The organism is Novosphingobium sp. ZW T3_23, from assembly GCF_044987305.1.
Classification (GTDB): Bacteria; Pseudomonadota; Alphaproteobacteria; order Sphingomonadales; family Sphingomonadaceae; genus Novosphingobium.
Genome location: NZ_JBJDRF010000046.1, coordinates 23,832 through 40,669 on the forward strand (window position 1 = coordinate 23,832; position 16,838 = coordinate 40,669).

Here is a 16,838-nt window from a genome sequence, read left to right on the forward strand (position 1 = left end):
CCTATTTACTCCGACATATTCCCAGCGCATCAGAAACGCAATGTTTGTCGTTCCTTCGCGTGAGAAGGACTGTTAGGTTCCATCGGAGAGGTGCCAATAACAGTGTCAGAAGCCAATTTCGTGAACGAAGAAGAAAGTGCAAGGCCGGCCGACGAAGCCCGTGGTCCGGGCCGCCGCCTGCACGGCGCCATTGCCCATAAACTGGGAACGGCCATCTTGTCCGGCAAATATGCACCGGGAGACATTCTTTCTGGCGAAGTGGCCTTTGCCGAGGAGCTGCAAGTCTCGCGCAGCGCCTATCGCGAGGCCATTCAAGTCCTGAGTGCGAAGGGTCTGGTGGCGAGTCGCCCCAAGGCCGGAACCCGCGTACTCCCACGTGAGCGCTGGAACCTGCTCGATCCCGAAGTGCTCGGCTGGGCCTTTGCCGGAGAGCCGGACATCGAGTTCGTGCGCAGCCTGTTCGAACTGCGCGCCATCGTCGAACCTGCCGCCGCGCGCCTTGCCGCACAGCGCCGCGACAAGAACGACCTCAAGGCGATGAAAGATGCGCTGGCGGCCATGCGCCGCCACACCCTCACCACCGAGGCCGGCCGCGCGGCGGACCGCGATTTTCACAACGCGATCCTCCAGGCGACGCGCAACGACGCCCTGCTGGTCCTCAGCGCCTCGATCGGCGCGGCGGTGAACTGGACCACCCAGTTCAAGCAACGCGCCCGCGCCCTGCCCCGCAATCCGATCCCGGATCATGTGAGGGTCTATGACGCCATTGCCGCCGGGGATGCGCCGGCGGCGGCCGAGGCGATGAACGTGCTTGTGGACCTGGCGCTGGAGGATACCCGCAGCGCGATGGAGAAGAAGGGGTAACGGCCCCGTCGTCCCGGACTTGATCCGGGACCGCTGGCCGTGTCCCACCCAACCCTCGGCTGGGCGCCCTGCCCTATTGGTCGCGCCTAAAGATTTGCCAGCGGTCCCGGATCAAGTCCGGGACGACGAGTTTCTTCACCGCTCCAAATCAAAAGGCCCCGGCGATCGCTCGCCGGGGCCTTTTTCGTTTAGCCTGAGGCCGCCGGACTACTCGGCAGGCTCGGGAACCAGATCCGGCTCAGCGTTGGTCACCTTGCTCCCCCACAGCGCGTAGAACAGCACGTAGAGTTCGCATACCGCCGTCAGGATGAAGGAGTTCTGGAGACCGAAGTTATCGGCCAGCCAGCCCTGTACGATCACCAGCGCGCCACCGGCGATCGCCATGACGAGCAGGCCCGAGCCTTCCTCGGTCAGCGGGCCGAGACCCTTGATGCCGAGGGTGAAGATCGTCGGGAACATGATCGAGTGGAACAGGCCCACCAGGATCAGCGACCACATGGCGACCGGGCCACTGGCGAAGACCGTCACGATCATCACGATGAACGCGCCGACCGAGAAGAACGCCAGCACCTTGCCCGCGTCGAAGCGCTGCATGATCGCGGAACCGGCGAAACGGCCGACCATCATGCCGCCCCACAGGAAGGTGAGGTACTTGCCCGCCTGCTCGTGCGTCAGGTTGGCGATGTCCGGCTGGCTGACGAAGTTCACGAAGAGGTTCGCCACGCCGATCTCGGCGATCAGGTAGATGAAGATCGCGGGAATGCCGAACACGAGGTTGCGGTGGTTCCACAGCGAGAGATGCTTGCGCTGCTCCTTGGCGAGGCGCGAGTTGGCCGAGCCCATCGACGGCAGCGGAAACTTGGCGATCACCACCGCCAGGATCACCAGCACCACGGCAACGAGCGCGTAGGGCAGGATCACCGAGTGGGCATCGGCCAGGCGCTCGGCATCGGTCAGCACCGTGCCGGCGGCCGAGGTGCCGCTCTTGGAACGGCCGAGGATCAGGTAGGCGCCGAAAAGCGGGGCCAGCATGGTGCCGGCGGAGTTGAGCGCCTGCACCAGGTTGAGGCGCGAGGACGCGGTTTCGGGCTTGCCGACGACGGCGACATAGGGGTTGGCCGCAACCTGAAGCAGGGTGATGCCGCTGGCGATTACGAAGAGCATGAGCAGCGTGACGCCGTAGGACGGGATGCTGGCAGCCAGCATCATACCCAGCGCGCCGGCAGCCATGATCAGCAGACCGATGACCAGGGACTTCTGGTAGCCGACTCGCTCGATCAGCTTGGCCGAGGGAATCGAGGCGACGAAATAGGCGATGAACCACACCGATTCGATCAGCGTCGTCTGGGTGTAGCTCAGGTCGAACACGCTGCGCAGGTGCGGCAGCAGCGTGTTATTGATGACGGTGATGAAGCCCCACATGAAAAACAGGCTGGCAAGCAGCGTCAGCGCCGGGCCGTAGCGGACGCCCGCTGGCTGCGCGTGAAGCACTGGGGCATCTCCAGATGAAACCACTGGGGGCATGACTATCCTCTCTAAACCAGAGAACCGCGCCGTGCCCTGCGGCAAACCGGCTTGCGCTCTTTCTATTTGTCGGACTATATGCAGGAAGCAATATCGTCAATGGTCGTCGTCGTCGGGCGGCGCCCGGTTGAACGATGCGGAAACGACTTATTACAGGTTAGATATGGGAGCTAGGGCAATGAGGAAACTGCGCAAGGCGTTTGTAACGATGGCGGTATCCGCCTCAACCCTGGCGCTTTCCAGTCCGGCACTCGCCGCCGATGCCTCGCAAGCTGCGGCAGGCGCGCTTTCCGACGGCACCCAGGTCACTGCCGTCACCCTGAAGGCCGCCAACGGCGTTTCGGCCACGATCCTCACTTACGGCGCCACGCTCTGGAAGATGATGGCCCCCGATCGCGACGGCAAGACGGCCGACATCCTGCTCGGCTACGACGATGTCGCCAGCTATGAAAAGCGCCCGAACTACTGGGGCGCCACCATCGGCCGCTACGGCAACCGCATTGCCGATGGCAAGTTCACGCTCGACGGCAAGACCTACCAGCTTCCCCAGAACGACCACGGCCAGTCGCTCCACGGCGGCGGCAAGGGCTTCGACGTGCAGAACTGGAAGATCGAATCGATCAAGTCCGGCCCCGTGGCGACGGCGGTGTTCTCGCTCGTCAGCCCGGACGGCGCTTCGGGCTATCCCGGCACCGTGAAGACCAAGGTCACCTACTCGCTGGACGAGAAGGGCAACCTCCAGATCGTGTTCGATGCGACCACCGACAAGCCGACCGTGCTCAACATGACCAACCACGCCATCTTCAACATGGCCGGTGAAGGCAGCCCGCGCGACGCCATGCAGGAAGTGCTGACGATCCCCGCCGGCCACTACACCCCGGTCAACGAAAAGCTGATCCCCACCGGCGAACTGCGCGACGTCACCGGCACCGTGTTCGACTTCCGCAAGGGCCGCCTGGTGGGCGAAGGCATCCGCGACGGCAAGGACGAGCAGATCGTCATGGGCCGCGGCTACGACCACAACTTCGCGCTCGACAAGGGTGTCACCAAGACCCCCGAACTGGCCGCGCGCCTGGAAGACCCCGTCTCGGGCCGCGTGCTCGAACTGCTGACGACCGAGCCCGGCGTGCAGTTCTATGCGGGCAACTTCCTGGACGGCACCTTCATCGGCAAGAACGGCCACCTCTACCGCATGGGCGACGGGATCGCGCTGGAACCGCAGAAGTTCCCGGACTCGCCGAACCACTCGAATTTCCCGTCCACCCGCGTCGATCCGGGCAAGCCCTACAAGCATGTCATGATCTACCGCGTTTCCACGTCTTCGCGCTGACCTGAAAAGAAACGATCGACCATGACCGACAACAAGACCCCCCCCAAGCTGCGTTCACGCGCCTGGTTCGACAATCCCGACAACATCGACATGACCTCACTCTACCTGGAGCGTTACCTGAACTTCGGCATCAGCCTTGAAGAGCTCCGCTCGGGCAAGCCGATCATCGGTATCGCTCAGACCGGCAGCGACCTGTCGCCCTGCAACCGGCACCACATCGTGCTGGCCGAGCGCATTCGCGAGGGCATTCGCGAAGCCGGCGGCATCGCGCTGGAATTCCCGGTCCACCCGATCCAGGAAACCGGCAAGCGCCCCACCGCCGGCCTCGACCGCAACTTGGCCTACCTGGGCCTGGTCGAAGCGATCTACGGCTACCCGCTCGACGGCGTGGTGCTGACCACCGGCTGCGACAAGACCACCCCGGCGCTGCTCATGGCGGCCGCAACCGTGAACATCCCGGCGATCGCGCTTTCGGTCGGCCCGATGCTCAACGGCTGGCACAAGGGCGAGCGCACCGGTTCGGGCACGATCGTCTGGAAGGGCCGCGAGATGATGGCTGCCGGCGAACTCGACGCCGACGGCTTCATCAAGCTCGTCGCCTCGTCGGCGCCGTCGACCGGCTACTGCAACACCATGGGCACGGCGACGACGATGAACTCGCTCGCCGAAGCGCTCGGCATGATGCTGCCCGGCTCGGCCGCGATCCCCGCGCCTTACCGCGACCGCCAGGAATGCGCATGGCGCACCGGCAAGCGCATCGTCGACATGGTGCACGAGGACCTCAAGCCCTCGGACATCCTGACGCTCGACGCGTTCCATAACGCCATCGCCGTCAACGCCGCGATCGGCGGTTCGACCAATGCCCCGATCCACCTCGCCGCGATCGCCCGCCACATCGGCGTCGACCTGCCGCTGAAGGACTGGGAACGCATCGGCCACAAAATCCCGCTGCTGGTGAACCTCCAGCCCGCCGGCGAATACCTGGGCGAAGACTACTACCGTGCCGGCGGCGTCCCCGCCGTGGTCGCCCAGCTGATCAAGCAGGGCCTCATCCACGAGGGCGCGATGACGGTCAACGGCCAGACCATGGGCGACAACTGCCGCGACGCCACGATCGAGGACGAGAAGGTCATCAAGACTTTCGACCAGCCGCTGGTCGAGGAAGCCGGTTTCCTGGTCCTGTCGGGCAACCTGTTCGACGCCGCGATCATGAAGACCAGCGTGATCTCCAAGGAGTTCCGCGACCGCTACCTTTCGAACCCGGACGACCTGGACGCCTTCGAAGGCAATGCCGTGGTGTTCGACGGTCCGGAAGACTACCATCACCGCATCGACGATCCGGCGACCGGCATCACCCCCGAAACCCTGCTGTTCATGCGCGGCGCCGGCCCGATCGGCTATCCGGGCGCGGCGGAAGTCGTCAACATGCGTCCGCCTTCGTACCTCATCACCGAAGGCGTGCACTCGCTGCCCTGCATCGGCGACGGTCGCCAGTCGGGCACTTCGGGCAGCCCCTCGATCCTCAACGCTTCGCCTGAAGCCGCAGCCATGGGCGGCCTCGCCCTGCTGGAATCGGGTGACCGCGTGCGCATGGACCTCAAGAAGGGCCGCGTGGACGTGCTGATCTCCGACGAGGAACTGGCCGCACGCCGCGCCGCTCTGGAAGCCAAGGGCGGTTACCCCTACCCGGCCTCGCAGACCCCGTGGCAGGAAATCCAGCGCTCGGTCGTCGGCCAGATGGACACCGGCGCGATTCTCGAAGGCGCCGAGAAGTACCAGCGCATCGCCCAGACCATGGGTCTGCCGCGCGATAACCACTAAGATCGACATCCTGTCCGATCTAGCCGTCGGATGACCTTTCGGCCCTCGTCCCTGCCTGTCCCCCCAAGGGAAAGGACGGGGCGGGGGCCGATTTACTTTTACGGGAGAGTTTCATGACCCTTTGGCGCAAGATCGATCGCGACGTGCGCGATACCCTGGGCGAAGGCGCGCTCTGGAGCGAGCGCGACAATGCCTTCTACTGGGTCGACATCCTCGCCCCTGCCCTCAATCGCCTGAGCCTTGGAAGCGATGGCGCCGACAATACCGTGACCCGCTGGGACATGCCCGCCCGCCTCGGCTGGGTCGCCCCGCGCGCGGAAGGCGGCCTGATCGGCGGCTTCCAGGACGGCGTCGCCAATATCACGCTCGATCCGCTGACCATCTCGGAGCGCAACGATCCCGAGCCGCACCTGCCCGGCAACCGCATGAACGACGGCAAGGCCGACCGCCACGGCGCGATCTGGTGCGGCACCATGGACATGGCCGAGGAGGAAGTGACCGGCTCGCTCTACCGCCTTGCCCCCTCGGGCGAATGGCAGGTGATCGACACCGACTACACCGTGCCCAACGGCCCGGCCTTCTCGCCCTGCGGCAAGTGGATGTACCACGCCGATTCGGGCCGCCGCGTGATCTATCGCTTCGCGGTGGACGAAAACGGCGCACAGGACCGCGAGGAATTCATCCGCTTTTCCGAGGAAGACGGCTATCCGGACGGCATGACCACGGACGCGGAAGGCTATCTCTGGACCGCCCACTGGGACGGCGGCAAGATCAGCCGCTTCGCCCCGGACGGCACCCGCGAACGCTCGATCGAACTCCCGGCAAAGCGCATCACCAACATCGCCTTCGCGGGCGAGAAGCTGGACCGCATGTTCGTGACTTCGGCGGCGACCGGGTTGCCCGATTCCGAATTCGATGGCGCCCTGTTCGAGGTCGAGTCCGGCGTTACCGGCAATCCAGCAGGCATTTACCTAGGCTGATTGAGGCCGGTTGCCCCCATTCCCTCGTCATTGCGAGCGCAGCGAAGCAATCCAGAGCAGTGCCGCACCGCTCTGGATTGCCGCGTCGGCTTCGCCTCCTCGCAATGACGAACCGTGGGGGCCGATGGAAAGGGCGCGCGATCCGACCGGCCGTTCACAGGATATCCGCCACGTCCTCCAGCCTCTCGCGCAGCTTGCCCAGGGCTTGCGCCTTCAACTGGTGGACGCGTGGGATCGAGACCTGAAGCACTTGCGCGATCTCCGCCAGGTTCAGTTCCTCGACGAAGTAGAGCTGCACCACCAGCTTGAGCCGGTCGGGCAGGTCCGCCACCGCCTCCACCACCGCCCCGCGCAGTTCCTCGTCGGCCAGCAGGGCATGGCTGTCGGGCCGATCGTCCGCGAAGGCCATGTTCTGGTCCGAATAGGCCTCGTCGATCGGCTCGAAGTGCAGCGGCTGGCTGTTGCCGCGCAGCGCCGCGAGTTCGCCCTCCTCGATGCCCAGCGCACCTGCCAGTTCATGCGGCAGCGGATCACGCCCCAGCACGCCGCGCAGTTGCGTTTCCTTCGCCGCAAGCTGGCGGCGGCGCTCGCTGGCCCCGCGAGACATCGGCACCGTGCGGCGGATGAGGTCCACCATGGCCCCGCGCACCCGCATCTTGGCATATGCCGCGAAGCCGTCCTCGGTCGGCCCCTGGTGCTTCTGCGCGCATTCGGTAAGCGCCACGAGGCCCGCCTGGAGCAGATCCTCCAGCTCTATCCCCGGACGTCCGCTGCCATGGACATGCCATGCGAGCCGCCGGACCATCGGCAGGAACCGACGGACCCGATCACCGACATCGCCCTGATAGGCCCCGGCGATCCTGCCGGCATAAGTGTTGAAGCCCCTCTGGTCCTGTTTCATGCGGCCATGCTCTCCACGGGATGGGATTGCGGAAGCGCGGGCGGCCTGCCTTCCGGATGGACGGCGGCACCGACGACGTCGATCACTTCGATGGGCTGGGTCGGCGGCAGTTCGGCTATCGAGAGCACCAGGCAGGACGGCGCCCGCAGCCGCAGCAGGGCCGCCAGCGCCCGGCGTGCGCGCGGCTGAACCACGAGCGCCAATGGGATGGCATCCGGCCCACGCTCTTCGCAGAGCAACGCGATCCGCTCGCCGATCATGCGGGCAAGATCCGGCTCGACCACCGGCTGCCCGGTGACGGGATCGACCATGCCCTGCACGATCGACGCTTCCAGCCCGGCGTCCAGCGTCACCACCGGCAGGCGTTCGTAAGGCGGGCAGACGCGTCCCACGATCAACGCGCCGAGATCGGCCCGCACGAGTTCGATCAGCCGTTCGTGGTCCAGCGTCTGCTGCACGGCGCGGCCGAGGCTGGCGAGGATCGGCAGCGGATGGGAGATCGGGATGCCGTCTTCCAGCAAGGCCCGCAGCAGCCGGGTGATCGCGGCAAGCGAAAGCGGCTGCGGATGGATCGTTTCGACCAGCCCCGCCGCGTGCTCCCGGATCCCGTCGAGCAGGGCCTTGACCTCGTCCGGTCCCAGCAGGTCGTGCGCGCGTTCGGACAGAAGCTGGTTGAGATGGGTGGCGATCACCGTGCCCGCGTCCACGGTCAGGAAGCCTTCCGCCGTCGCATGGTCGCGCGCGGCCGGGTCGATCCACAGCGCGGGACAGCCGAAACTGGGATCGCGCGTCTCTTCGCCGCGCAGGGCGTGGTTGGCGCGTGCCTCTCCGGCATCGATGGCGAGAATGCGGTCTGCGCGGATCGTGGCACTGCCCAGGGTGACCCCACCGAGCGCGATGCGGTAGTCATGCGGCGGCATGTCCAGCGCGTCGCGGACGCGAAACTGCGGGACGATGAAGCCGAACGACTGGCTCAGCTGCTTGCGCACCCCGGTGACGCGGCTCACCAGCGGCGCGCCCCGCCGCTCGTCCACAAGCTGCACGAGGCCATAGCCCAGTTCGATAGTGACCAGCGTATGGTCCGATACCTCTTCCAGCACGATACGCGAGGGATCGGCGAACGCCGGAGGCTCCACGGCGGGCGTCCGCATGTAATCCTGCAGATTCCGGCGCTGCCGCAGGACGTGCCAGAGCCAGAAGGCCAGCGCCGCTGCGGGAAGGAACACCGTCTGCGGCATTGCCGGTATCAGGCCGATCGCCGTCATGACCACGCCGACAGGCAGCCAGGTGCGCGGATCGGCGAATTGTCCGCCGATCTGTCCGGTCAGGTTACGGCTGTCGGAGACGCGGGTGACGATGGTGGCGGCGGCGATCGAGAGCAGCAGCGCGGGCACTTGCGCCACCAGCGCATCGCCGATGGCCAGGGTGATGTAGGTCTGCGCCGCCTCGCCCGCCGAAAGGCCATGGCTGATCATGCCGAGGCAGAAACCGGCGACGATGTTGACCCCCAGAATCAGTATCGCCGCAATGGCATCGCCCTTCACGAACTTGCTGGAGCCATCCATCGAGCCGTAGAAATCCGCCTCGGTCGCCACTTCGCGGCGGCGGGCCTTGGCTTCGTCCGCCGTCATCAGCCCGGCGGCCAGATCGGCGTCGATCGCCATCTGCTTGCCCGGCAGCGCGTCCAGCGTGAAGCGCGCCGAGACTTCCGAAACGCGCCCGGCCCCTTTGGTCACGACCACCAGGTTGATGATCATCAGGATCAGGAAGACGAAGATGCCCACGGCGAAGTTGCCGCCGATCAGGAACTTGCCGAAGGATTCGATGACGACGCCCGCCGCCGCCTCGCCCTCGTGCCCGTGGACCAGAACCACGCGGGTAGAGGCCACGTTGAGCGCGAGGCGCAGCAGGGTCGCGAAAAGCAGGACCGAGGGGAAGGAGGAGAAGTCCAGCGGCTTCTCCGCATTCATCGCCGCCATCAGGATGGCCAGCGAAAGCGCGATATTCAGCACGAAGGACACGTCCAGCACGAAGGCCGGCACCGGCACGATCATCAGCACGATCAGCGTGAGGATACCCGCCGGCAGCGCCATGGTGCCAAGCTCGCCGAAGCGACTGAGCAACCGGTTCACAGGCCCAACCCTGCAAGCCTGTCATACGCCGCGCGTACAGAAGCCGGAGCGGCTGCGCCGGAAAGATCGAAAGTTCCCCGCAAGGTTTCGGCCATGGACAGGCGGGCGACGTTCGGCGGGGTTGAGGATGCCGCTGCGCCGAACGCCTGGGCAACCGGACCGCCGGACCATGCGGATGCCTGCCCGACGGCCGCGAAGGAAGGCGGCTGGCCGGGGATCGCGATGTCGTGGTCGCCGCTCATGGCATCCGCCATCTTGCCGCGCAGCAGGTCCATGACGGCGCCGAGGCTGCGGGGGCTTGCGCCTTCGTAGAATATCCCGCGATTGGCCACCGCAGCGGCGGGCAGCACCGAGGCGGCGCTCTGGCCCGGATCGGTCGCCAATGCGGTCAGGAACTGCCCCGCTCCGCCAGAGCCCAGGAAATGCGCGAGGTAAAGCTCGGCCGCGTCCGGCTCGCGTCCCAGGCGGGAGGTCAGCTCGGCGCGATTGTCGCGCGCAAGCTCGGCAGCCATCAGCGCCGAGGCCTGGGCGTCATAGCGCAGGCCCATGATCCGCGCCCGCATGCCGGGATCGGACAGCCCTCCTCCGGCGATCACCTGCTGGACCCAGCCCATGCCGTGATCGGCGGCATGGCGGCCCAGCGTATCAAGCCAGGTGCCGTTGGTGAACTGGAAGAGCCCGGCGGCGCTGGACGTATCGGCGTGGGCCCCTGCATCAAGGCTCGATTCGATCCGTGCCTGGGCGAGGAGAAACTGGAAATCGACGCCCGTTGCCTGGGCCGCCCGCGCGATGGCGGCATGGATGCCCCCGCTGTTTACGGAAGCGGAGCCGCTGCCCTTCGGCGGATTGGCCGTAGCTGCAATGGTACCTTGCGCCTCACTCAAAGTGGCGGCTCCCGATCCGGTTGGTTCGAGAGATCTTCAGCAAGGGCCATGCCAGAAACAGGGACCAGATGGACTCGGCGGTTCGCGGGGTCCAGCCCCGTTTCAGACGCGATTGGCGACGAGCGCGTAGTTGGTCCCGGCCCGATAGAGCTGGGGGGCGCCGGTCAGGGTATTGAGCCGGGTTGCGACATTGGCGGCTATGATGTTGCGAACCTGCCGATTTATCTCGTTCAATCGCCGCGCCGCTTCCAGCAGGCCCCGGCATTCCTCGTCCAGCTCCATGCCCGGACTGCCTGCCTCGGCACCTTTTCCGGCCCCGTCGAGCATGACGCAGAGCCGGTCCTTGTCGCGGGTGGTGCCGACGATCGCATCGAGGTCCAGCCCGGCAAGCGCTTGCCGCTCTGCCTCAAGGACGGCAAGCATCTGCCGCAGCGTATCGCCAAGATCGCCCTCGTGGCTGATGGCGCGCGTCATTCGAGGTGACTCCTGAGCAGCACGCCCGCGGCGATCATGGCGTCCGCGATCTGGGTGGGGATCACCGGATAAGTGCCGTTCTCCACGGCCTTGCGGATAAGCGCCACGCGGTCCAGATCGATGGGAACGGCACCGGGATCGAGCGCGGCGGAAGCGTCCACGGTCGGGCTTTCCGACCATCCGGAAAGATTGGGCGCTGAAAGACTCGGTGTTGCAGCGCCAGTCGTGCTTCCGGCGCGGGAGAGCCGGGCCTGGGTGGCTCCGAGGGGGGTGGTCGATCCCACTTCGATGGGGGGCATTGTCTGGCTCCGTTGATGCGGCGTTTTCCTGAAGGACGGCGGCACTGCACGGACGTTAAGAGGTCTGGCCCGGAATTTTACGGAAACCCGCCTCGCCCCGCCGGGCAGCAAGGTTAAGGCAGAGGTAGGGAAACGAGACCCGGCCTCTCGATCTTCGCACGCATTTCCTCCGGCCGCCCCCTGCCGAGCGCCAGTGGCCGCACCCGGATCCATGCCCCGACAGGCCCGCTTTCCAGCGCCTCTCCGGCTTGCGATACCGCGAAGCCCTCTCCCTCCACGGCGATCGCCACCGCATCGCCGCGCCGCACCGCCGGGGGGACGGGTGCTTCCGTCGACGCGACAACCGCCGCCCGGCGCACCGGCACGAACAGACGCCAGCCCCCCGCATCGCCGCATTGCACGATCACGCTGTCTCGCGCGGTCGTGCGCCATGAGAGCGCCAGTCCGCTTAGACAGGGCTGAAGGCGAAGGCGGCGATCGACCGGCGTGGCGGCGCCCCCCTCCTCGCCCACTGCCGCTCCGGTAAAAAGGGCGACCTGCCGGTCAATCGCATCGAGATCGGCGAAGCCGGCAGGAGCAGCGGCAGAAAGCGCTGCTCCGAGGATCGGGCCCATCATCTTCATCGGGATCGCGTTCCTTCAGGAAGGTTTCGCGCTTGGGGCAGCAAGCTCCGTGCCAGCCCTTCATCCGGATCGTCGAAGGCGAGAACCACGCGTGCAGGCGCCGGGATGCCCGGCTCCACCACGATCCGCGCCTTGTGCCCCGCCCGCCCCGCTTCCGCTGCGAGCAGCCTGGCCTCCGACAGCGCGCGTTCCAGGTCCTGGGCGGCCGGTCCATAGGGCACCGCGACGGTCACGCGCTGCCGGGCGTCTCTCGCCTGCCCGGCCAGCCAGCTGGCCAAGGGCGGGGCGTCCGGCGCGGCGATGTAGATCGCCAGCGGCGTTCCCTCGGGCGAGGAAGGCGATGCCGGACGCCGTTCGGCAGCCCGTGCCGGGCTTTCCTGTCGCAGGTGCCCCTGTTGCCGGTTGAGGGCGGCAGCGGCGATCATGAAGAGGATCAGCGAGAGATCGGCCAGCGAGGTCTGCCAGCTGGCCGCCGTGCGCGCGCTCATGCCGGGGCCTCCACCGCATGGCGCGCCCGCTCGGCGTGAGGCCGCTCACCATGAAGCCGCTCGTCATGCGGAAGCGCGTCGGCGACCTGCCGCTCCAGCCAGTCGATCACCGCCTGCCGGTCGCGTTCCTCGTCGGCGGCGCGACGGGCAAGCACGCGGGCCAAGGGGGTGAACAGGAGGTTGCCCAGCAGCAGCCCGTAGAGAGTGGTCAGCACTGCCATCGAGATAGCGGCGGCAAAGTCCGCGCCCGGCTGGTCGAGCGGCGGCAGCTGGTTCAGCGCCACCAGCGTGCCGGCCAGCCCGAACACCGGCGACAGGTCGGCCGCCTGGATGAAGGTGCGCACCGCCCGCTGGCTGGTCTCGATGCGGCGCCGCTTGTGCGCGGCATGGGCCAGTTGCAGCGCACCGAGCGAACGGCTGCCGATCAGCATCGCCGTCGCCTCGTCGAATTCGGCATCGCCGGTCGGTGCGGGGCGTGAGCGGATCACCCCGTCCTGCCGGATCTCCTGCACCTGCACCGCCATGTCCGACCGCGCCCGCTCGGGGTCGAAGGGGCGGCGCAACAGGGTGCCGAGCGCGACGACGGTCGTGAGGCAATCGCCCGCGCCGCATCGCAGGACGGTGGCGAGCAGCGTGCCGCCCACCACGATCAGGGCGCTGGCGGGGTCGAGAAGATGTTCGGGCTGCATGGCGATGCGCACTCCTTTTCACCCGGAGAACGGCGGATTTCGAGAGTTTTCAGCCCCGGACGCGGCTTGCCGGGAAAGCGGCAAGGCGTTGCCGCCAGCCTTGCGCGGCAATCCCCCCATTTTCCCCCGAACATGCGGAAATCCGTGGGTCGCATCGATTGGCACGCCCTTTGCGATGTCAGGATGAAGAACACTCGTCGGAGCCGAAACGCCATGTCACACGACCTGTTCGGGATTCACGCCGCCGCGCTGGAGCTTCGCTCGCAGCGCATGGGCCTGATCGCCTCGAACATCGCCAACGCCGCGACGCCGGGATACAAGGCGCGCGACATCGACTTCACCGCTGCCCTGCGCTCCACGCAGCGCGGCATGCGTCCGGACGATGCCGCCGAAACCGCCGCGCTCTATCGCGTGCCGGTCATGCCCTCGCTCGACGGCAACACGGTGGAACTCCAGAACGAGCAGCTCGCCTTCTCGGAGAACGCGGTGGGCTACTCGACCACCCTCGAATTCATCCGCGGGCGGGTCGATACCGTCACCCGCGCGCTCAAGGGCGAGTGACGATGCCGGCCCCCCGCGAACCGATGACCCTGTTCACGCTCGCCCAGCGCGGCATGTCGGCCCAGCTCGTGCGGATGAACGCAGCGGCGTCCAACCTTGCCAACGCAGGCACCGTCTCCGCCGCCGAGGAACAGGCCTACAAGCCGATCCGCGCCGTCTTCGCCGAAGACATGGACCGGGCCAGCGGCCTTGCCTCGGTCAGCGTCCAGGGCGTGATGCGGGAAGGCGCCGCCGCCGTGCGCCAGCACAGCCCCGACCACCCGCTCGCCGATGCCAACGGCGATGTCTGGACCGCTCCCGTCGATGAGAACGCCGAGATGGTCGAGATGCTCGAAGCCTCCCGCCAGTACCAGAACCTGGTCGAGGCCATCGCCACCGCCAAGCAGCTCATGCTCGACACGATGAGGCTCAGATGACCGTTATCGACACCACCGCCGTATCCACCGCCAGGACCGCAAAACCGACGGACTCCAAGACCTCCTTGGGCGATCTCGACCAGGGCGATTTCCTGAAGCTCATGCTCGCGCAGATGAAGCAGCAGGATCCCTTCAGCCCGATGGACCAGACCGAGATGCTTGCGCAGATGGCGCAGTTCTCGGCCCTCGCCGGCACCACGGAGATGGCGGACACGCTCAAGACCATCTCCTCCAAACTCGACACTCTCGTCAGCGCCCAGACCGCCACGCAGGCGGCGATCGCCGCGCTGGCGGCTCGCGAATAAGCCCATTTCCAGGAGTATCCGATGTCCTTCTACACCTCGCTCACCGGGCTCAAGAGTGCCCAGACCGATCTCAACGTCATCTCCAACAACATCGCCAATGCCGAGACGGCGGGCTTCAAGAAAAGCAACACCACTTTCGCGGACATCGTCTCGTCCTCGATCCTTACCGACCCCTCCCTGACCACCGGAATCGGTGCGCGGGTCGCCTCGATCCAGCAGAACTTCGGGCTTGGCGCGATGGAGCAGACCGGGTCGGCGCTCGACGTGGCGATCAACGGCGAGGGCTTCTTCACCGTCGCTTCGCCCCTGTCCGGCTCGATCGAATATACCCGCGCCGGATCTTTCGCGACCGATGGCGAAGGTTACATCCACAATACCAACGGGTCGCGGCTTCAGGTCTTCCCGGTCGATGCCAATGGCGCGATCACCGGCACGACGCCGCAGTCGGCCCGCATCCCGCAGACCAACGCCGCCGGTGCGGAATATGCCGGGATCACCATCGAACCCACCGGCGAAGTCGTGGCGACTTATGCCGATGCCTCGAACGTCACGATCGGCGTCGTCGCGCTGGCCTCCTTCGTCGCGCCCAACGGGTTGAAGCAGCTTGGCAATGCTTCGTGGTCGGCCACCGGCCGCTCCGGCGTGGCTTCCTATGGCCAGCCCGATTCCGGCCTCTACGGCAGCCTGCTCTCGGGCAATATCGAGCGCTCCAACGTCGATCTTTCGGAAGAGCTGGTCAGCCTGATCACAGCGCAGCGCTATTTCCAGGCCAATGCCAAGGCGGTCGATACCGAGACGCAGATCTCGCAGACGATCATCAACCTGCGGACCTGACCGAAAGCCGCCCGAATGGACATCGCGTCATGGACCGCCTGATCTACACCGCCGTCTCCGGCATGAACGCCTCGCTCAACCGCGAGCGCGTGACCGCCAGCAACATGGCCAATGCCCAGACCATCGGCTTCCGCGCCGAGATCCTCCAGGCCACGCCGAACACGCTGGAAGGGCCGCAGATCGAAGTGCGCGCACTTTCCGGCACCGAGGTGATCGGTGCCTCGATGAAGTCCGGCTCAGTCAACCGCACCGGCCAGCCGCTCGATGTCGCCATGCAGGGCGACGCGATGCTGGCGGTGCAAGCCCCGGAAGGAGACGGGGACGGGGGCGAAGCCTATACCCGGCGCGGCGACCTGTCGGTCGCGGTCACCGGCGTGCTCCAGAACGGCGAGGGCCTGCCGGTGCTGGGCGAAAGTGGCCCGATCACGCTGCCGCCGGGTTCGGTGGTCACGATCGCGCAGGACGGCGGCATACTCGTCACCGATCCCGCCACGCCGGGCCAGCCGCCGCAACGGGTGGACCGCCTCAAGCTGGTGGACCCGACGGGATCGCGGATCGCCAAGGACCTGACCGGCGTATTCCGCGTCGTCACCGACGGCGGCCCGCCCGGCGTCCTGCCGCAGGACGAAAACGCCAGCGTCATACCCGGCTCACTGGAAGGCTCGAACGTCTCTCCCTCGCAAGTGCTGACCGAGATGATCTCGGCCCAGCGCCTGTTCGAAATGCGAACCAAGCTCGTCGAGACCGCCCGCGAACTCGACGAGGGCAGCGTGCGCCTGATGCGCATCGATAGCTGAGGACCCGAACATGCCCACTTCCGCTCTACAGGTCGCCCGCACCGGACTGGAGGCGCAGGACACGCGGATGCGCGTGATCGCCAACAATCTGGCCAACGTCAGCACCACGGCCTTCAAGAAGGACCGCGCCAACTTCGCGACCCTGGCCTATCAGGATTCGCGCGTGGCGGGAGCGCAGTCCTCCAGCGAGACGACTTATGCCACCGGGCTCAACCTGGGCACCGGGGTCGCCGTGCAGTCCACCAGCCGCATGGAGACGCAGGGCTCGCTCCAGAGCACCGGCAATACCTTCGACCTCGCGCTGGACGGGCAGGGCTATTTCCAGATCGCCCTGCCCGGCGGCGAGCTGGCCTATACCCGCGCCGGGAACTTCACCCGCTCCCCGCAGGGTGAGCTGGTGACCTCGCAGGGCTACCTCCTGCAACCCGCGATCACCGTGCCGGAAGGCGCGACCGCGATCACGGTGGCCGAGAACGGCACCGTATCGGCGCAAGTGGACGGGCAGACCGACCCGACCGAACTGGGCCAGATCACCATCGCCAATTTCACCAATCCGGCAGCGCTTCAGGCCGCTTCGGACAACTTCCTGCGCGAAACCGCCGGCAGTGGCCCGGTGCAGCTCGGCATCGCCGGGGAAGAGGGGCGCGGGATGGTCCGGCAGGGGATGCTCGAAGGCTCGAACGTCAACATCGTCGAGGAGCTGGTGGACATGATCGAGACCCAGCGCGCCTACGAGATCAACTCGAAGATGATCTCCTCGGTAGACGAGATGCTGCGCAACGCGAACCAGACGCTGTGACTATGCTCGCGCGCGCACTCCTGCTGGCGGGGACGGCGCTTACAGTGCTTGCTGCGCCCCCCGCGCTGGCGAAAAAGCCGCCCAAGCCTTCCGGCTTCGAGCCTACCCTGCCCGCCC

At 66.6% G+C, this 16,838-nt stretch carries 19 protein-coding genes; 10 read left to right on the forward strand and 9 right to left on the reverse strand.

The genetic code is table 11. The annotated features are described in order from the left end of the window. The first annotated feature begins 120 nt into the window (after window positions 1-120). Window positions 121-864, forward strand: a complete 744-nt coding sequence (locus ACI3K3_RS19310; RefSeq protein WP_404916606.1) for a FadR/GntR family transcriptional regulator — start codon at window positions 121-123, stop codon at window positions 862-864. Between the two features lie 207 nt (window positions 865-1,071). Here ACI3K3_RS19310 and ACI3K3_RS19315 read toward each other — a convergent pair whose 3' ends face one another. Beyond that, the gene (locus ACI3K3_RS19315) at window positions 1,072-2,388 is read right to left on the reverse strand and encodes a sugar MFS transporter (RefSeq protein WP_404916608.1); all 1,317 of its coding nucleotides are present in this window, start codon (window positions 2,386-2,388) and stop codon (window positions 1,072-1,074) included. 178 nt (window positions 2,389-2,566) lie between these two features. On the opposite strand from ACI3K3_RS19315, the gene ACI3K3_RS19320 reads away from it, so the two are divergent. The 3 genes from ACI3K3_RS19320 (at window position 2,567) to ACI3K3_RS19330 (ending at window position 6,519) form a co-directional block, all read left to right on the forward strand. After that, window positions 2,567-3,718, forward strand: a complete 1,152-nt coding sequence (locus ACI3K3_RS19320) for an aldose epimerase family protein (protein ID WP_404916610.1) — start codon at window positions 2,567-2,569, stop codon at window positions 3,716-3,718. Between the two features lie 21 nt (window positions 3,719-3,739). Then, a complete protein-coding gene (locus ACI3K3_RS19325) occupies window positions 3,740-5,539 on the forward strand; it encodes an IlvD/Edd family dehydratase (protein ID WP_404916612.1) in 1,800 nt (599 codons plus the stop codon). A 113-nt stretch (window positions 5,540-5,652) separates the two neighbouring features. After that, window positions 5,653-6,519: an SMP-30/gluconolactonase/LRE family protein gene (locus tag ACI3K3_RS19330; protein ID WP_404916614.1), complete on the forward strand. Its 867-nt coding sequence runs from the start codon at window positions 5,653-5,655 to the stop codon at window positions 6,517-6,519. 154 nt (window positions 6,520-6,673) lie between these two features. Here the strand turns inward: ACI3K3_RS19330 and ACI3K3_RS19335 are convergent, their stop codons facing one another. From ACI3K3_RS19335 to ACI3K3_RS19370, 8 genes are all read right to left on the reverse strand, one after another. Beyond that, a complete protein-coding gene (locus ACI3K3_RS19335; RefSeq protein WP_404916616.1) occupies window positions 6,674-7,420 on the reverse strand; it encodes a sigma-70 family RNA polymerase sigma factor in 747 nt (248 codons plus the stop codon). Next, complete coding sequence (locus ACI3K3_RS19340; protein WP_404916644.1) at window positions 7,417-9,513, reverse strand: flagellar biosynthesis protein FlhA; 2,097 nt, start codon at window positions 9,511-9,513, stop codon at window positions 7,417-7,419. Before ACI3K3_RS19340 ends, ACI3K3_RS19335 begins: the two co-directional genes overlap by 4 nt. A 35-nt stretch (window positions 9,514-9,548) precedes the next feature. After that, window positions 9,549-10,436 (reverse strand): lytic transglycosylase domain-containing protein, encoded by an 888-nt coding sequence (locus ACI3K3_RS19345; protein WP_404916618.1) that lies wholly within the window; start codon window positions 10,434-10,436, stop codon window positions 9,549-9,551. A 102-nt stretch (window positions 10,437-10,538) separates the two neighbouring features. Next, window positions 10,539-10,910, reverse strand: a complete 372-nt coding sequence (locus ACI3K3_RS19350; RefSeq protein WP_404916620.1) for a flagellar protein FlgN — start codon at window positions 10,908-10,910, stop codon at window positions 10,539-10,541. Beyond that, window positions 10,907-11,209, reverse strand: coding sequence for a flagellar biosynthesis anti-sigma factor FlgM (locus tag ACI3K3_RS19355; RefSeq protein WP_404916622.1), 303 nt, complete (start codon window positions 11,207-11,209; stop codon window positions 10,907-10,909). The genes ACI3K3_RS19350 and ACI3K3_RS19355 overlap by 4 nt, the downstream gene beginning before the upstream one ends. A 113-nt stretch (window positions 11,210-11,322) precedes the next feature. Continuing rightward, window positions 11,323-11,832, reverse strand: a complete 510-nt coding sequence (locus ACI3K3_RS19360) for a flagella basal body P-ring formation protein FlgA (RefSeq protein WP_404916624.1) — start codon at window positions 11,830-11,832, stop codon at window positions 11,323-11,325. Continuing rightward, window positions 11,829-12,320, reverse strand: a complete 492-nt coding sequence (locus ACI3K3_RS19365) for a hypothetical protein (RefSeq protein ID WP_404916626.1) — start codon at window positions 12,318-12,320, stop codon at window positions 11,829-11,831. The genes ACI3K3_RS19360 and ACI3K3_RS19365 overlap by 4 nt, the downstream gene beginning before the upstream one ends. Next, complete coding sequence (locus tag ACI3K3_RS19370; RefSeq protein ID WP_404916628.1) at window positions 12,317-13,009, reverse strand: MotA/TolQ/ExbB proton channel family protein; 693 nt, start codon at window positions 13,007-13,009, stop codon at window positions 12,317-12,319. The genes ACI3K3_RS19365 and ACI3K3_RS19370 overlap by 4 nt, the downstream gene beginning before the upstream one ends. 213 nt (window positions 13,010-13,222) lie before the next feature. Here ACI3K3_RS19370 and flgB point away from each other — a divergent pair, with 213 nt between their 5' ends. From flgB to flgG, 6 genes are read left to right on the forward strand one after another with little or no spacing between them, the layout of a single operon-like run. Next, window positions 13,223-13,570, forward strand: a complete 348-nt coding sequence (gene flgB / locus ACI3K3_RS19375) for a flagellar basal body rod protein FlgB (protein WP_404916630.1) — start codon at window positions 13,223-13,225, stop codon at window positions 13,568-13,570. Window positions 13,571-13,572: 2 nt separating this feature from the next. Continuing rightward, entirely contained in the window at window positions 13,573-13,986 is a 414-nt protein-coding gene (gene flgC, locus ACI3K3_RS19380) for a flagellar basal body rod protein FlgC (protein ID WP_404916632.1), read from the forward strand. Beyond that, window positions 13,983-14,291, forward strand: a complete 309-nt coding sequence (locus ACI3K3_RS19385; RefSeq protein WP_404916634.1) for a flagellar hook assembly protein FlgD — start codon at window positions 13,983-13,985, stop codon at window positions 14,289-14,291. Before flgC ends, ACI3K3_RS19385 begins: the two co-directional genes overlap by 4 nt. 21 nt (window positions 14,292-14,312) lie before the next feature. Further along, window positions 14,313-15,125: a flagellar hook-basal body complex protein gene (locus ACI3K3_RS19390; protein ID WP_404916636.1), complete on the forward strand. Its 813-nt coding sequence runs from the start codon at window positions 14,313-14,315 to the stop codon at window positions 15,123-15,125. A 29-nt stretch (window positions 15,126-15,154) separates the two neighbouring features. Next, the gene (locus ACI3K3_RS19395; RefSeq protein WP_404916638.1) at window positions 15,155-15,922 is read left to right on the forward strand and encodes a flagellar basal body rod protein FlgF; all 768 of its coding nucleotides are present in this window, start codon (window positions 15,155-15,157) and stop codon (window positions 15,920-15,922) included. Between the two features lie 10 nt (window positions 15,923-15,932). Further along, the gene (flgG, locus tag ACI3K3_RS19400) at window positions 15,933-16,721 is read left to right on the forward strand and encodes a flagellar basal-body rod protein FlgG (RefSeq protein ID WP_404916640.1); all 789 of its coding nucleotides are present in this window, start codon (window positions 15,933-15,935) and stop codon (window positions 16,719-16,721) included. The last annotated feature ends 117 nt before the right edge of the window (window positions 16,722-16,838 follow it).

Bases quoted from the DNA above. Each gene is read 5' to 3' on its own strand.
- ACI3K3_RS19385 (WP_404916634.1), top strand. From the start codon at position 13,983: ATGACCGTTATCGACACCACCGCCGTATCCACCGCCAGGACCGCAAAA.
- flgG (WP_404916640.1), top strand. From the start codon at position 15,933: ATGCCCACTTCCGCTCTACAGGTCGCCCGCACCGGACTGGAGGCGCAG.
- flgC (WP_404916632.1), top strand. From the start codon at position 13,573: ATGCCGGCCCCCCGCGAACCGATGACCCTGTTCACGCTCGCCCAGCGC.
- ACI3K3_RS19355 (WP_404916622.1), bottom strand. From the start codon at position 11,209: ATGCCCCCCATCGAAGTGGGATCGACCACCCCCCTCGGAGCCACCCAG.
- ACI3K3_RS19335 (WP_404916616.1), bottom strand. From the start codon at position 7,420: ATGAAACAGGACCAGAGGGGCTTCAACACTTATGCCGGCAGGATCGCC.
- ACI3K3_RS19320 (WP_404916610.1), top strand. From the start codon at position 2,567: ATGAGGAAACTGCGCAAGGCGTTTGTAACGATGGCGGTATCCGCCTCA.
- ACI3K3_RS19395 (WP_404916638.1), top strand. From the start codon at position 15,155: ATGGACCGCCTGATCTACACCGCCGTCTCCGGCATGAACGCCTCGCTC.
- ACI3K3_RS19340 (WP_404916644.1), bottom strand. From the start codon at position 9,513: ATGGCGCTGCCGGCGGGTATCCTCACGCTGATCGTGCTGATGATCGTG.
- ACI3K3_RS19325 (WP_404916612.1), top strand. From the start codon at position 3,740: ATGACCGACAACAAGACCCCCCCCAAGCTGCGTTCACGCGCCTGGTTC.
- ACI3K3_RS19370 (WP_404916628.1), bottom strand. From the start codon at position 13,009: ATGCAGCCCGAACATCTTCTCGACCCCGCCAGCGCCCTGATCGTGGTG.
- ACI3K3_RS19390 (WP_404916636.1), top strand. From the start codon at position 14,313: ATGTCCTTCTACACCTCGCTCACCGGGCTCAAGAGTGCCCAGACCGAT.
- ACI3K3_RS19360 (WP_404916624.1), bottom strand. From the start codon at position 11,832: ATGAAGATGATGGGCCCGATCCTCGGAGCAGCGCTTTCTGCCGCTGCT.
- ACI3K3_RS19330 (WP_404916614.1), top strand. From the start codon at position 5,653: ATGACCCTTTGGCGCAAGATCGATCGCGACGTGCGCGATACCCTGGGC.
- flgB (WP_404916630.1), top strand. From the start codon at position 13,223: ATGTCACACGACCTGTTCGGGATTCACGCCGCCGCGCTGGAGCTTCGC.
- ACI3K3_RS19350 (WP_404916620.1), bottom strand. From the start codon at position 10,910: ATGACGCGCGCCATCAGCCACGAGGGCGATCTTGGCGATACGCTGCGG.
- ACI3K3_RS19315 (WP_404916608.1), bottom strand. From the start codon at position 2,388: ATGCCCCCAGTGGTTTCATCTGGAGATGCCCCAGTGCTTCACGCGCAG.
- ACI3K3_RS19365 (WP_404916626.1), bottom strand. From the start codon at position 12,320: ATGAGCGCGCGCACGGCGGCCAGCTGGCAGACCTCGCTGGCCGATCTC.